This window comes from Streptomyces sp. NPDC088732 (assembly GCF_044751205.1).
GTDB lineage: Bacteria > Actinomycetota > Actinomycetes > Streptomycetales > Streptomycetaceae > Actinacidiphila.
In genome coordinates, this window is record NZ_JBIVLI010000014.1 from 119,830 (window position 1) to 133,940 (window position 14,111).

13 protein-coding genes are annotated in these 14,111 nt (G+C 72.2%); 5 read left to right on the forward strand and 8 right to left on the reverse strand.

The features are described 5' to 3' along the window. Positions 1-31 precede the first annotated feature (31 nt). From ACIP9H_RS23710 to ACIP9H_RS23720, 3 genes are all read right to left on the reverse strand, one after another. Positions 32-1,231 (reverse strand): sensor histidine kinase, encoded by a 1,200-nt coding sequence (locus tag ACIP9H_RS23710; RefSeq protein WP_401586227.1) that lies wholly within the window; start codon positions 1,229-1,231, stop codon positions 32-34. After that, the gene (locus ACIP9H_RS23715; RefSeq protein ID WP_401586224.1) at positions 1,228-1,884 is read right to left on the reverse strand and encodes a response regulator transcription factor; all 657 of its coding nucleotides are present in this window, start codon (positions 1,882-1,884) and stop codon (positions 1,228-1,230) included. Before ACIP9H_RS23715 ends, ACIP9H_RS23710 begins: the two co-directional genes overlap by 4 nt. Positions 1,885-1,976: 92 nt before the next feature. Further along, on the reverse strand, positions 1,977-2,717 hold the full coding sequence (locus ACIP9H_RS23720) for a TetR/AcrR family transcriptional regulator (RefSeq protein WP_401960619.1): 741 nt from the start codon (positions 2,715-2,717) through the stop codon (positions 1,977-1,979). 172 nt (positions 2,718-2,889) lie between these two features. Between ACIP9H_RS23720 and ACIP9H_RS23725 the strand changes: the two genes are divergently transcribed. Then, positions 2,890-4,116, forward strand: coding sequence for a saccharopine dehydrogenase family protein (locus tag ACIP9H_RS23725; protein WP_401960621.1), 1,227 nt, complete (start codon positions 2,890-2,892; stop codon positions 4,114-4,116). Between the two features lie 20 nt (positions 4,117-4,136). On the opposite strand, the gene tgmB is transcribed toward ACIP9H_RS23725, so the two are convergent. The 4 genes from tgmB to ACIP9H_RS23745 form a co-directional block, all read right to left on the reverse strand. Beyond that, complete coding sequence (gene tgmB, locus ACIP9H_RS23730; RefSeq protein ID WP_401586215.1) at positions 4,137-5,069, reverse strand: ATP-grasp ribosomal peptide maturase; 933 nt, start codon at positions 5,067-5,069, stop codon at positions 4,137-4,139. A 23-nt stretch (positions 5,070-5,092) separates the two neighbouring features. Further along, on the reverse strand, positions 5,093-5,284 hold the full coding sequence (gene tgmA, locus ACIP9H_RS23735; RefSeq protein WP_360910595.1) for a putative ATP-grasp-modified RiPP: 192 nt from the start codon (positions 5,282-5,284) through the stop codon (positions 5,093-5,095). 282 nt (positions 5,285-5,566) lie between these two features. Then, positions 5,567-7,090, reverse strand: a complete 1,524-nt coding sequence (locus ACIP9H_RS23740) for a cryptochrome/photolyase family protein (RefSeq protein WP_401586212.1) — start codon at positions 7,088-7,090, stop codon at positions 5,567-5,569. A 449-nt stretch (positions 7,091-7,539) separates the two neighbouring features. Continuing rightward, complete coding sequence (locus ACIP9H_RS23745) at positions 7,540-9,090, reverse strand: MFS transporter (protein ID WP_401586210.1); 1,551 nt, start codon at positions 9,088-9,090, stop codon at positions 7,540-7,542. A gap of 96 nt (positions 9,091-9,186) precedes the next feature. On the opposite strand from ACIP9H_RS23745, the gene ACIP9H_RS23750 reads away from it, so the two are divergent. Both ACIP9H_RS23750 and ACIP9H_RS23755 read left to right on the forward strand, forming a co-directional pair. After that, the gene (locus ACIP9H_RS23750) at positions 9,187-9,927 is read left to right on the forward strand and encodes a TetR/AcrR family transcriptional regulator (RefSeq protein WP_401586207.1); all 741 of its coding nucleotides are present in this window, start codon (positions 9,187-9,189) and stop codon (positions 9,925-9,927) included. 6 nt (positions 9,928-9,933) lie between these two features. Beyond that, positions 9,934-10,251, forward strand: coding sequence for a DUF6204 family protein (locus ACIP9H_RS23755; RefSeq protein ID WP_401586518.1), 318 nt, complete (start codon positions 9,934-9,936; stop codon positions 10,249-10,251). A 469-nt stretch (positions 10,252-10,720) separates the two neighbouring features. Here ACIP9H_RS23755 and ACIP9H_RS23760 read toward each other — a convergent pair whose 3' ends face one another. Next, positions 10,721-11,605, reverse strand: coding sequence for an amidohydrolase family protein (locus tag ACIP9H_RS23760; RefSeq protein ID WP_401586205.1), 885 nt, complete (start codon positions 11,603-11,605; stop codon positions 10,721-10,723). A 108-nt stretch (positions 11,606-11,713) separates the two neighbouring features. On the opposite strand from ACIP9H_RS23760, the gene ACIP9H_RS23765 reads away from it, so the two are divergent. Next, a complete protein-coding gene (locus tag ACIP9H_RS23765) occupies positions 11,714-12,865 on the forward strand; it encodes a CaiB/BaiF CoA transferase family protein (RefSeq protein ID WP_401960627.1) in 1,152 nt (383 codons plus the stop codon). Between the two features lie 41 nt (positions 12,866-12,906). Continuing rightward, entirely contained in the window at positions 12,907-14,049 is a 1,143-nt protein-coding gene (locus tag ACIP9H_RS23770) for an acyl-CoA dehydrogenase family protein (RefSeq protein WP_401586200.1), read from the forward strand. Positions 14,050-14,111: the final 62 nt, after the last annotated feature.

The following is a 14,111-nucleotide window of genomic DNA, read 5'->3' on the forward strand; positions in this document are numbered from 1 at the left end:
CAGCAGGTGAAACGGCGGTGAGCGCCGGGGCTCACGCCCTCCTCACACCGCCGCGAGGATGCTGGGCGGGCAGGGCGACGGTCACCGTCAGGCCGCCGCCCGCGCGCGGTTCGGCGGTCACATCGCCGCCGTGCGCCTGCGCCACGGCCCGTACGATCGACAGGCCGAGGCCGTTGCCGCGCGCGGAGCCGACCCGGTCGGAGAGCCGGCGGAACGGCTCGAAGAGCACCGGGATCTCGTGCGCGGAGATCACGGCACCCGTGTTGCCGACGACGATCCGGGGGCCGCCCGGCAGATCGGTGGAGGTGATCCGTACGAGGCCGCCGCGCTCGTTGTAGCGGACGGCGTTCTCGACGAGATTGCGCACCAGCTGTTCCAGCAGGATGGGGTCGCCGACCACGGGCGCCGGGCCGAGGCCGGACTCCAGCCGCACACCGGCCCGTTCGGCCTCGGCCGCGGTCGCGGCCAGCACCGTGCGGCCGACGTCCGCGAGGTCCAGCGGCACCCGGTCGGTGAGCGCGTCCTCGGCGCGGGCCAGGGTGAGCAGGGCGTCGATGAGCCGCTCGTGACGGGCGTTGACGGCGAGCAGGTTCTCGCCGAGCCGCACCAGTTCCTCAGTGGCGCCGGGGCGGTTCATCGCCACCTCGACCAGGGTGCGGTTGATCACCAGCGGGGTCTTCAGCTCGTGGGCCGCATTGGCGATGAAGCGCTCCTGCCCCGCGAAGGCGCCGTCCAGGCGGTCCAGCATCCGGTCGAAGGAGTCGGCCAGCCGCTTCACCTCGCCCGAGGGCAGGTCCAGGGCGATCCTGCGGTGCAGGGTCCGGCCGGCGATGCGCTCGGCGGTGGACGTGATCTGGTTGAGCGGCCGCAGCAGCCGGCCCGCGGCCAGCCAGCCCGCGGTCGTCGCCAGCAGCCCGACCGCCAGCACCGTCAGCCCGCCCTTGGCGAGCAGGTTCGACTGCATCGACTCCACGATGATCGTCTTCGTCACCTCCGACCCCGGGAAGACCTTCGGGCTGAAGGCGAGGTCCAGGCTGAAGCGCATGCTGTGGCGGACCAGGATCAAGGACCCCGCCAGCACGGCGCCGCCGGCCACGAAGAACAGCAGACCGAAGACCAGGGTGAGCTGGACGCGCAGGCTGCCGCGCCAGGAGCGGCCGGTCGGGGGGCCGGGTGCGGTGCGGCCGGGTGCGGTGCGGCCGGGTGCGGTGCGGCCGGGTGCGGTGCTCAACGGATCCGGTACCCCACTCCCGTGACGGTCTCCACGACGCCCGGTTCGCCGAGCTTGCGGCGCAGGCCGCGGATCGTGACGCGCACGATGGTCGTGAAGGGGTCGATGTTCTCGTCCCAGACCCGCTCCAGCAGGTCCTCGGCCGACACCGGGCCGCCCTGCGCCCGCAGCAGCTCCTCCAGTACCGCGAACTCCTTCCGCGACAGCGCCACGTACCGCCCGTCCCGGTAGGTCTCCCGCAGATGCGGGTCCAGCCGGATGCCGGCCCGCTCCAGCACGGGCGGCGCCGCCGGGCGGACCCGCCGGCCCAGCGCCCTGATCCGGGCCACGAGCTCGGCGAAGGCGAACGGCTTGGCCAGGTAGTCGTCCGCCCCGAGGCTGAGCCCCGCGACGCGCTCGGCGACCGTCGTCGACACCGTCAGCATCAGCATCCGCACGTCCGCACCGGAGGCGGCCGTGCGCCGGCAGACCTCGTCCCCGTGCAGCCGCGGCAGGTCGCGGTCGAGCACCATCACGTCGTACTCGTTGACCCCCAGCCGCTCCAGCGCCGCCTCGCCGTCGTGGACCACGTCCACCGCGAACGCCTCCTGCCGCAGCCCCTCCGCTATCGCCTCCGCGAGCAGCTCCTCGTCCTCCACCACCAGCACGCGCACGCGGCGATCCTCTTTCGTCGGCCTTCCCGGACCTTCCAGTATGCAAAGGCGATGTGAACCGGCCGTGAGTCCCGCGCGGGCCCCGCCTCGGCCTAGGGGCGGCGGTCCGGCGGTACCGGTGCCGCGGCGCCGCGCGCCCGCGTCAGACGGCCCTCGGCGCTGTCGAGGAACATCTCCAGCGCGGTGGGGTAGGCGCTGCGGTTCATGCGCGCCACCAGCAGGCCCGCCGTGGCGGCGATGTGCGGGTGGGTGCGGGCGGGGAGCCGGGCGTAGGTGGCGCCCCACACGGCGTGATCTGCCTCGCGGGCCGCCGCGGGGAGGGCGAGGGTGGCCGCGTCGAGGGCGGCGAAGGCCAGGGCCTGGTCGATGAAGGCCTGGTAGACCGCGACCGCGTCGGGATCGGGGAACCCGGCCGTGCGCAGGATGCCGAGGATGGTCTCGTCCGCGGCGGTCTCATGGGGGCGGCCGGAGACGCGGCCCGCGGTCAGCACGGCCGCCTGCGGATGCGCCAGATAGGCGGCGTGGACCCGCAGGCCCAGGTCGCGCAGGTCGTCGCGCCAGGCACCGGTGCCCTGCCAGCCGTCGGCGGCGCGGCCCATGAGGTCGTCCGCGAGGGCCAGGATCAGGTCGTCCATGCCGCGGAAGTAGCGGTACAGGGCGCTGGGGTCCGCGCCGAGAGCCATGCCGAGCCGCCGCGCGGTCAGCCCCGCGCTGCCGTGCTCGTGCAGCATGCGCAGCGCCGTGTCCAGGATCAGCCGGTGCGACAGGACGGCTCCGCCGCGGGTCGGGCGGCGGCGCCTGCGCTCCGCCTCGGACACCGGTCTCTTCGGCACGGCCGCCTCCCTCGCACGCTTCCCGGACGCTGAGCCGAGCTTATGCCAACGCCATTGACCGTAGGAACGGGCAGGGCGTTCGATCAGGGCATCGGGTGCATCGGGTGCATCGGACTCAACGGGGCACCCCTGCCAGAGGCGGCACCGCCTCGGAAACGGAGACTGGACAGCCATGCGGGTACTGCTTGTGGGAGCCGGCGGCGTGGGCACCGCGATCACGCGGATCGCGGCCCGGCGGGAGTTCTTCGAGGCGATGGTGGTCGCCGATCACGACCCGGCGCGCGCGGAGGCCGCCGTCGCCACCGTGTCGGCCGCCGGCGACCGCCGGTTCACCGCCGCCCGGGTCGACGCGTCCGACGAGGCCGCCGTCACGGCGCTGCTCACCGCCCACCGCTGCGACGTGCTGCTCAACGCCACCGACCCGCGCTTCGTGATGCCGCTGTTCCGCGCGGCGCTCGCCGCGGGCGCCGACTACCTCGACATGGCGATGTCGCTGTCCCGGCCGCATCCGGAGCGCCCGTACGAGGAGTGCGGGGTCAAGCTCGGCGACGCGCAGTTCGAGCGGGCCGCCGAGTGGGAGAGGGCGGGACGGCTGGCGCTGGTCGGCATGGGCGTCGAGCCCGGGCTGTCGGACGTCTTCGCCCGCTACGCGGCCGACGAGCTCTTCGACACCATCGACGAACTCGGGGTGCGCGACGGCGCGAACCTCACCGTCGACGGCTACGACTTCGCGCCCTCGTTCAGCATCTGGACCACGATCGAGGAGTGCCTGAACCCCCCGGTGGTCTACGAGGAGGACCGCGGCTGGTTCACCACGGCCCCCTTCAGCGAGCCGGAGGTCTTCGACTTCCCCGAGGGCATCGGCCCCGTCAGCTGCGTCAACGTCGAGCACGAGGAGGTGCTGCTGATGCCGCGCTGGGTCGACGCGCGGCGGGTGACCTTCAAGTACGGGCTGGGGGAGGAGTTCATCGGCACCCTCAAAACGCTCCACCAGCTGGGACTCGACCGTACGGGGGCGGTCACGGTCGCCGGTCGGGACGGCGGTCCGGTCCGGGTCAGCCCGCGGGACGTCGTGGCCGCCTGCCTGCCCGACCCCGCCACGCTCGGCGAGCGCATGCACGGTAAGACGTGCGCCGGGACCTGGGTGACCGGGACGAAGGACGGCCGGGCGCGCGAGGTGTACCTGTACCACGTGGTCGACAACCAGTGGTCGATGCGCGAGTACGGCTCCCAGGCCGTCGTCTGGCAGACGGCCGTCAATCCCGTGGTGGCACTGGAGTTGATGGCCTCCGGCGCCTGGACCGGCACCGGGGTGCTCGGGCCCGAGGCGTTCGCGCCGCGGCCCTTCCTGGACCTGCTGACGGGCTACGGCTCGCCCTGGGGCATCCGGGAGTCCTGACCCCGCGTACTGACGATACGTCAGCCCGGGTCGGGTGCCAGCCAGCCCGCTATCGCGTCCGTTATGGGCAGCCCGGTCGCCAGCTCCACGAAGCCGAACTGGCCGCCCTGGTTGCACTCCAGGAACCACCAGGTGCCGTCCTCGTCCTCGGCGAAGTCGAAGGCCCCGTACGCCAGTCCGGCGGTGTCCATGTACGCGCGCACGGCGCGCGCGATCCGGGCGGGGGCCGTGACGGGCTCCCACCGCGCGTCGTCCGGACTGCCGAAGCGCCCGTCGACCTGATCGGGGCCGGACTTCTTGCGGGCGGTGAACAGCCGGCCCCCCACGCAGGTCAGCCGGATGTCCGCGGCCTTGCGGATGTACTCCTGGAGCAGGGTCGGGCCCGCCGCGACCGCGGAGAAGTCGGCGTCGGGGGCGACCAGGGTGGTCGGCAGGGCCATCGGCGGATTGCCCGGGTGCGTACCGGAGACGGACTTGACCACCAGTTGCGGATGCTGCTCGGCGAACTCCCGTGCCGCCTGCGGGAACGTGGTGATCAGCGTCGCCGGCACCGCGAACCCCGCGTGGTGGGCGGTGAACAACTGCCAGGGCTTGTAACGGGCCTGCTCCGCGGCGGAGGGATGGTTCATCCATCGCGCCGGCACGCAGCGCAGGGCCCCGTACAGCGCCCGCCCGGCCTCCGCCGACAGCCACTCGGACTGCTCGACGGCGCCGGAGCCGGGGGTGCCCGGCCTGCGGATCCAGATGGAGCGCACGCTGCCCATGCTGACCATGCGCTCCTGGACGGACAGGTAGCCGTGCACGTCGCCGCGGACGTACTCGGCCGACATGGAGACCTCGCCGGGGAGTTCGGCGGGGTCCAGGCGCACGACAGGAGCCCCGAGGTCGTGCAGCGCGGCGACCACCAGGTCGGCTGTCACGTCCTCGGGGGAGGTGAGGATCAGGACGGTCATGGGCAGCGGGTGGGCAGGCGCGGTCAGTCGTCGAAGTGCGTCTTGGACCCCGCGGTGGAGACGGTGGCGCCGGTGGCCAGCAGCAGGCCCTGGTCGCTGATGACGGGACGTCCGTCGGGCAGGACGTTCAGCTGAAGCGCGGAGTCGTAGGTGTAGTTGGGTGTGAACGTTTCCGGTGTAGCCGGCCGGGCATGAATCAGCGCGAACGGTCGCATGGCTTCTCCTCACTGTCACTCCGGGCCGGGCGGGTTCCGGGCCCTGCGCCCAACTGCGGCTCTACGTATGAGACTCGCTCAGGAGTCCTAACCGTTCCCTGTTACCGGTGTGACGCAGGTAACTATACGTGCCTGGAGTGCATTGAGTTCGCTACTCTCCGTGACAATTCGACTCTGGTGGGTAGAGGGCGGCGTGCCGCATCCCCCTTCGCGTACCCGCTGCGCGGCGAAGGTTGCGCACCGTCACGGGTGCGCCCCGTGCGACGTCCGTCACGGGGCCCGTTACGGAGGTCCGTCGCCGCGCCCGGCCTCCCGCGCCAGCACGTCGGGGAGGTCGCCGAGCCGGTCCAGTCCCTGAACTGCCCGCGCGGTGCGGTGGTTTGACGCCAGCCGGGCGCGGTGCCGGTGCAGGAAGGACCAGTAGCCGGTGGTGTACGGGCAGGCCCGCTCCCCGGTCCGCTCCGTCGGGCGGTAGACGCAGCCGTCGCACAGGTCGCTCATGCGGTGGATGTACGCGCCGCCGGAGGTGTACGGCTTGGTCGTCATCAGGCCGCCGTCAGCGAACTGCGACATGCCGGTCACATTCGGGGCCATGACCCAGTCGTAGCCGTCGACGAAGCAGCGGTGGAACCAGTCGGTGAGCTGCTCCGGGTCCCAGCCGCGCTGCAGTGCGTGGCTGCCCAGCACCATCAGCCGCGGGATGTGGTGGGTCCAGCCGGTGTCCCGGACCTGGGCCAGCACCGTCGCCAGGCAGCGGGCCCGCACCGCGTCCGCGTCCAGGTCGAGGAACCAGTCCGGCAGCGGGGTGCGGTGGCGCAGCGCGTTGCGGTGCCGGTAGTCGGGGCCGAAGTGCCAGTACAGGTGCCAGACGTACTCCCGCCAGCCGGCGATCTGCCGGACGAAGCCCTCCACGCTGTTCAGCGGCGCCTTTCCGGACCGCAGCGCCCGTTCGGCCCGGTCCAGGCACTCGGCGGGATGGATCAGGCCCAGATTGAGCGGCGCCGAGAGCAGGCTGTGGCTCATGACCGGATCGCCGGCCAGCATCGCGTCCTCGTGGCGGCCGAAGTCCGGCAGCCGGTGGGTGGTGAACCGGCGCAGCGCGGCGAGCGCCTCCCGGCGGGTGGCGGCGAAGCGCCGCGGCCCGTCGCGGCCGACGAAGCGGACCAGGCCGTCGCGTTCCCAGCGGTCCAGGTCGTGCCGCACCTCCTCGTCGACGGCGTCCTCGTCGGGCAGCCACGGCTCCGGGGCGCCGAGCGTGGCGCCGCGGCGGTCCCGCGGCGGGGGCTCGCGGTTGTCGTGGTCGAGGTTCCAGCGGCCGCCGACCGGCTGGTCGCCGTCCATGAGCAGGTCGTGCGAGCGGCGCACCCAGCGGTAGAAGTCCTCCAGCCGCAGCCGCCCGCCCTCCCTGCCGTCCACCCACTCGGCGAAGTCGGCCGCCGGCACAAGGAAGCCGCGGTCGGGCAGCACCTCGACCCCGTCCAGCGTGGTCACCAGGCCGAGCGCGGCGCGCGAGGTCGGACGGCAGACGGTCACCGGGCCCTTGCCGACCGCCTTGCGCAGTCCCTCGGCGTAGGTCCCGGCCCGCACGTAGTGGACCCGGTCGCCGAGTTCCGCGGCGCGGTGGCGCATCGCCGAGAGCACCAGGTGGGCCTTGGCCCGGTGGAAGCGGCGGCGCGCCAGGACCGAGCGCGCCTCGATCATCACCACGGGCGCCCCGGGATCGGGCCCACCGCCCGCGGGGTCGAGGAAATGCGGCCCCAACTGGTCGCCGAACAGCCAGTGCGGACGGGGCGTGCGGGGCGTCATCGCGCTGGGCTCCCGGGGACGGCCTGAGGATCGGGCCACCCCATCGTGCGCCGCCCGACCCCCGCCCGCGCGCCGCACCGCCCGAACGTGTCGTCCGGGGCACGCGCGCCGCCCGGAGCGGATCCCGCCCCGGCCCCGGGCATGTGCGGCTCTCCGCCGTGCGGGGGCCTCATGCGTTCGGTCAAGCTGGTCGGGTGTTGTTTCGGGACGCCTGGAACGACGTGTCCGTGCATGTTGATGATCAGACTGTGTTCGGGCTGGTGGCGCGGGCAACAGCGATCTGGCTGTTCGTCGGTCCGTCCGCCGCGATCAGCACGATCCTGGCCCGTAGTACCTGCCGGACCTGCCCGGATGCGGACGCGACGGTCCGCTCCAACCGCCTGCGAGTGGCCTCGTCCAGCATCACGACCACCGCCGTCGCCCGCCGCATCCCCCCGCTTGTCCTCCTCTTACCGATAAGCCGGTTCGTCTCGCTGTACCGGTTCGTCGGCGGGCTCGGTGACCTGGCTCGGTGTCGAGCGGAGGAGGACGGCCACGAGCACAGCTGCGGTGGCCATGGCCGCGCCGCCGCAACGCAGTGCCAGATGGAGCCCTTCGACGAAGGCGGCGTTCACGGCGTCGTGGACGGGTGCGGGCAGGATCTGGGTTGTGTCTGCACCGGTGCCGGCGGCCGAGTCTGCGATGCCCTGGCGGGCTTCGGGGGGAACGCCGAGCCGGTCGAGCGATCCGGTCAGCGTGGCGGCCAGACGACTGGTGAGAACGGCTCCCAGGGCGGCGACGCCGACGACGCCGCCGATCTCACGCAGCATGTTGAGGATCGCAGAGGCCATACCGGCCTGGGCGAGCGGGACGCGTTTCATGACGGTGACGGACACCGGTGTGAAGGTCATCCCCATGCCGATTCCCATGGCGAGCAACACCCACAGATACTCCAGGTAGCGGGCGTGCTGACCGTAGAGCGAGAGGCCGGCGAGAGCTGCCGCGCACAGGGTCAGGCCGGTCACCAGCGGAATCCGGGGGCCGCAGCGCGCGGTGAGTGTGCCGGACAGCGGCGCGGCGACGACGATCATCGCGGTCATGGGCAGCCCCGCCAGGCCCGCGCTCGACGGCGCCCATCCCATCACGTCCTGCATGAGCAACGGCAAGAAGAACGACGCCCCGAACATGCCGAAGCTGATCACGAATCCGGTCACCCCGGCTCCGCTGAGCACCGGGTCACGGAAAAAGTACAGGTCGAGCATGGGGTCGGTGGTGCGGAGTTCTACCGCGACGAAGGCCAGCAGGGCTGCTGTCGCCACTGTTGCGAGGGTCAGGACACGGGTGTCGGTCCAGCCGCGGCCCGGTCCTTCGATGAGTACGTAGACCAGGGCGCCGAAGCCGAGGACCGAGAGCAGTTGGCCCGGAAGGTCCACTCGCCTGGCCCTGCCTGCGAACTCCGGCAGCGCTCGGGCGGCGAGCAGCAGCCCTGCCACTCCGATCGGGACGTTGATCCAGAACACACTGGCCCATCCGAACGCATCCACCATCGGCCCGCCCAGGACCGGGCCGATCGCCAGGCCCAGGGCGGAGACGCCGGACCAGAGCCCGACCGCCCGGGCCCGTTCCTTTTCGTCGGTGAAGACGTGCCGCAGAATCGACAGGCTGCCCGGAGTGAGCAGTGCCGCGCCGAGTCCCTGCAGCATCCGTGCGGCGATCAGTGGGCCGACTGCCCCGGACAGTGCCGCGGCCGCTGATCCTGCCGTGAACAGCGCCAGTCCGGTGAGAAAGATCAGTTTGCGGCCGTACCGGTCGCCGAGTGTGCCGCCGGTGAGCAGGATTGCGGCGTAGACGAGGCTGTAGCCCTCGACCACCCACTGCAGTCCGCTGACACCGGCGTGCAGCTGTTGCCCGATGCGGGGCAGGGCGTTGTTGACGATGACGTTGTCGAGCATCGCCATGAACATCGTGGCGCACAAGGTGGCAAGCACGAGCCCCTTGCGCCGGGAGGTGAACTCCTCCATCACAGACCCTAACGGTGTTAGTTTGCCGATCGGAATCGAAAGCCTGCCCCTAACGGTGTTAGATTGCAAGCCGGATTTCTTCGACGGAGGTGGCCGATGGCACGGGACAGCGCAGCCGAGGGCGCTGCACAGCCGGGGCTGACCCGCCAGACCCTCGCGGCGGCAGCCCTGCGAGTGCTGGAACGTGAAGGCATCAGCGGGCTGTCGATGCGCAAGGTCGCCGCCGAACTGGGAGTGAAGGCAGCCTCCCTGTACTGGCACGTCCGCAACAAGGAACAGCTACTGGACCTACTCACCGACGAGCTCATGGCTGATGCCGAGGCGCCCCCCAGACAGGGCGACTGGCGGGAGCAGCTCCGCGAGTACTCGCTGCGTTACCGACGGCACCTGCTGGCCAAACGCGACTCCGCCAAGGTCGTCGCAGGGCGGCTCGCACTCGGCCCGAACCTGCTGCGTCTCATGGAAGAGCAATTGGACCGGCTACGTGAAGCCGGATTCACCGACGCCGACGCCGCCCTGGCCAACTACCTTCTCGGTGCCTTCGTCCAAGGGTTCGTGCTCCAGGAACAGTCACCCATCTCCGCATCCGAGACCGAGGGCGCCAGCCGTTCCGAAGTCGCCCAGGCGGCGGCCGACCGACTGCGCGGACTGCCGGAAACGACCTTCCCGAACCTCGTCGCCCTGGCTGGCGACCTCACCGCCCCGTCCATGGACGACCGCTTCGCCTTCGGCCTCGAACGCCTCCTCGACGGACTGGCCACCCTGCTCGCCGAGAACCACGCACACCCGACAGCCGAACCCGCCCTCCTCGAAGGGAGACCCTCGCCCCATGAGTGACCGTACCTGCCGCGGCATTGTCCGCGGCACGTTTGCCGACCTCGACAAAGCCCGAGTGCAGCACTCACCGGGAACGCCGCCGAACACAACCTCCTCAACGCCACGTTGACCGACGAAGGAACCCTCATCTCCGAGCTGCCGCCACGCAATTCCACCTACCGCTGCGTCGTCCGGCAACCCGCCGACGCCGATGACGCCGCCGCAGTCCAGCGGGCCTGCGACAGAGCAGCCGCCGACCTGGCCAACCGCGGAATCCGCCGCAGCACACTGCGTGGCACCGCCACGAGCCTCGACGACAGGAAAATCCGGCGCCCCCGACGCTGACCAACTTCAACCTCCCGCCATCACGGCTTACCACCAGGTCAGGAATGCGATCGGGCAGGCGGTGATCGCGACAGGAGCCGGCTTGCGGAGCAGTGCGCTCTGCGTGCCGAAACGCCCGGCGAAGGCGATGCAGCACCATCTACGTGTGCGTCGAACCACGATGGCAACGAGCACAACATGCCGCCTGCCACCGCAACGGCTGCCCGCACTTGGCCCCCGCAGCCCTTCACCGACCCCTCAACGAATTAACGCGGCGCTGCAATAGTGGCCCCGGGACCCGAGGCCGCCCGGGGCGGCGCATGCGGGGTGTCCCGCATTCCGCCCGCCTGACGGGCCGTGAGGCTGTGCGGCGGGTGGATCGCCGCACACGTCATCCGCCCTTGCGGGCACCTTCTGGCCACCCGGAGGCACGGGGATCGCCGGGCCCGCCCCCCACGCCGCCCCCGTGGTCAGGGCGCCCGGAGGGCGCTCAGTCGAGGGCGAACAGGCGGGCCGCGTTGTCGTGGAGGACGCCCCGGCCCCAGTTGTCGCCGAGGCCCAGCCGGGTGATCGCCTCCACCGCCTCCAGGTAGGAGTACGGGATGTTGGGGAAGTCGCTGCCGAACAGCACGCGGTCGCCGAGGTCCGCCAGCTGCCCGCGCAGCGCGGCCGGGAACGGGGCGTCGGCCTCGGCGAAGTCGGTGAAGGCCATCGTCGTGTCGAGGTGCACGCCGGTGTGACGGGCTGCCAGGGCGAGGAAGTCCCCGTACTCGGGCATGCCCATGTGGGCGACGACCAGGCGCAGCCGCCGGTGCCGGGCCAGCAGCCGGGCGACCGGCTCGGGGCCGGTGTGGCGGCCGGGCACCGGGCCGGACCCGCAGTGCGTGACGACGGGGACACCGGTCTCGGCGAGCAGCCCCCACACGTCGTCGAGCAGCGGGTCGTTGGGGTCGAAGCCGCCCACCTGGACGTGGCACTTGAAGACGCGGGCGCCCGATTCCAGCGCCTGCCGCACGTAGTCCGCCGCTTCCGGTTCGGGGAAGAAGGTCGCGGTGTGCAGGCAGTCCGGCGTGCGCGCCGCGAAGTCCGCCGCCCAGGCGTTGAGCCAGGCGGCCATGGCGGGCTTGTGCGGGTAGAGCATCGAGGTGAAGGCGCGGACGCCGAACGAGCGCAGCGCGGCGACGCGCTCCTCCTCGTCCTCCCGGTACGCGATGGGCCACGGCCGCCCCGTCAGCGGCCCCACGCCGTCGAAATAGGCCCACACCTTGTCCAGCACACGCTCCGGCATGAAGTGCGTGTGCACGTCGACGATCCCCGGCAGCCCCAGCTCCCGCCAGAGGTCCTTCACCCGTACGTCGTCATCCGGCCGTGCCACGTCCGTCACCCCTTGTCACCCGCTCCGGGTCTCCATAGCATCATCAGTGTTACACCATTACTGTCATGTCCCCTCGACGAGGCCGGAGGAACGATGGCCGAGGGACGCATGGGTCCACCCGGACCGGACGCGGGCGGCCCGCTCGCCGGGGTGCGCGTCGTGGAACTCGCCGGGATCGGACCGGCCCCCTTCGCCGCGATGCTCCTCGCCGACCTGGGCGCCGACGTCGTCCGCGTGGACCGGCCCGGCGGCGCCCGCCTCGGCGTCGACCCGGACCACGACCTCACCAATCGCAACAAGCGCTCGGTCGTGATCGATCTCAAGGACCAGGGCGGTGCCGCACTCGTCCTCGGCCTCGCCGAACGGGCCGACATCCTGCTGGAGGGCAACCGCCCCGGCGTCGCCGAGCGCCTGGGCGTCGGCCCGGCCGACTGCCACGCCCGCAACCCCCGCCTCGTCTACGGCCGGATGACCGGCTGGGGCCAGGACGGGCCGCTGGCCGCGAGCGCGGGACACGACATCGGTTACATCGCCACCGCGGGCACCCTCGGCATGATCGGCCCCGCGGGAGGCCCGCCCGCCGTCCCCGCCAATCTGCTCGGCGACTACGCCGGGGGCTCCCTCTACCTGGTGACCGGCGTGCTGGCCGCGCTCCACCACGCCCGCGCCACGGGGGCGGGCCAGGTCGTGGACGCCGCCATCGTGGACGGCGCCGCCCACCTGGGCGCGATGATCTGGGGCATGCTCTCCGCGGGCGCCTGGCAGGACCGCCGTGCGGCCAACCTGCTGGACGGCGGCTGCCCGTACTACGCGGTCTACGGGACCGCCGACGGCGCCTGGATGACGGTCGGCGCCCTGGAGCCCGCCTTCTACGCCGAGTTCGCCCGGCTGCTGGGGCTGCCCGACGACGCGCCCGACCGCGGCGACCTCGCGCGCGGGGACGAACTGCGGTCGCTGATCGCGGAACGCTTCGCCACGCGCACCCGCAAGGAGTGGACCGAGCTGTTCGAGGGCAGCGACGCGTGTGTCGCGCCGGTACTGTCGTTGTACGAGGCGGCCGAGCATCCGCACCTGGCCGCCCGCGCCACCTTTGTCACGACCGGCGGCGTCACCCAGCCCGCCCCGGCCCCCCGTTTCTCCGCCACCCCCGCGAGTCTGCGCCGGCCGCCGGCCCGGCCCGGCGCCCACACCGCCGAGGTCGCCCGCGACTGGGACGTCCCGGCGCTGGCCACCGAGGCCGCCCGGCCCGCCCGGCCCTGACTCCTGACCGACCACGACGTCCCTCCCGGAAGGCGGGCAGCATGCAGCGCGAGCTCTTCTCGGCCGAGCACGAGGCGTTCGGGGCGACGGTGCGGACGTTCCTCGCCAAGGAGGTCCTGCCGCACCACGAGCGGTGGGAGAAGGCGGGCATCGTCGACCGCGAGGCATGGCTCGCGGCCGGTCGCCAGGGGCTGCTGGGCATCGCCGTGCCCGAGGAGTACGGCGGCGGGGGCACCGACGACTTCCGTTACGCGGTCGTCCTGGCCGAGGAGTTCGCCCGTGCCGGGGCGCACGGCCTGGCCCTCGGCCTGCACAACGACGTCGTCGGCCCGTATCTGACGGGGCTCGCCACCGAGGAGCAGAAGCGCCGCTGGCTGCCCGGGTTCTGCAGCGGCGAGCTGATCACCGCCATCGCCATGACCGAGCCGGGCGCCGGCTCGGACCTCCAGGGCATCCGCACGACCGCGGTGGACGCGGGCGACCACTGGGTCCTGAACGGCGCGAAGACCTTCATCTCCAACGGCATCCTCGCCGACCTGGTCGTGGTGGTCGCCCGCACCACGCCCGAGGGCGGGGCGCGGGGCCTGAGCCTGCTGGTCGTCGAACGCGGCATGCCCGGCTTCGAGCGCGGGCGCAACCTCGACAAGATCGGGCAGAAGGCGCAGGACACCGCCGAGCTCTTCTTCACCGACGTGCGCGTGCCGAAGGAGAACCTGCTCGGCGCCGAGAACCAGGCGTTCTTCCACCTGATGGCGAACCTCGCCCAGGAGCGCCTGGGCATCGCCGTCGCCGCCGCGGCCGCCGCCGAGCACCTGCTGGAGATCACCACCCGGTACGTCAAGGAGCGCGAGGCCTTCGGCCGCCCGCTCGCCCGGCACCAGCACATCCGCTTCGAGATAGCCGAGATGGCGACCGAGTGCGCGGTCACCCGGGCGTTCACGGACCGCTGCGTGACCGAGCACGCCGCCGGCCGGCTCGACGCCGTGCACGCCTCGATGGCCAAGTGGTGGGCGACGGAACTGCAGAAGCGGGTCGCCGACCGCTGCCTCCAACTGCACGGGGGCTACGGCTACATGACCGAGTTCCCGGTGGCGAGGGCATTCACCGACGGCCGTGTCCAGACCATCTACGGAGGTACCACGGAGATCATGAAGGAGATCATCGGCCGTTCGCTGCTGGACTGACCCGCACGACCCGCGGGCGCGCACGCCGGGCACCGACCCGCCCGGCCCCCCACCACCCTCAC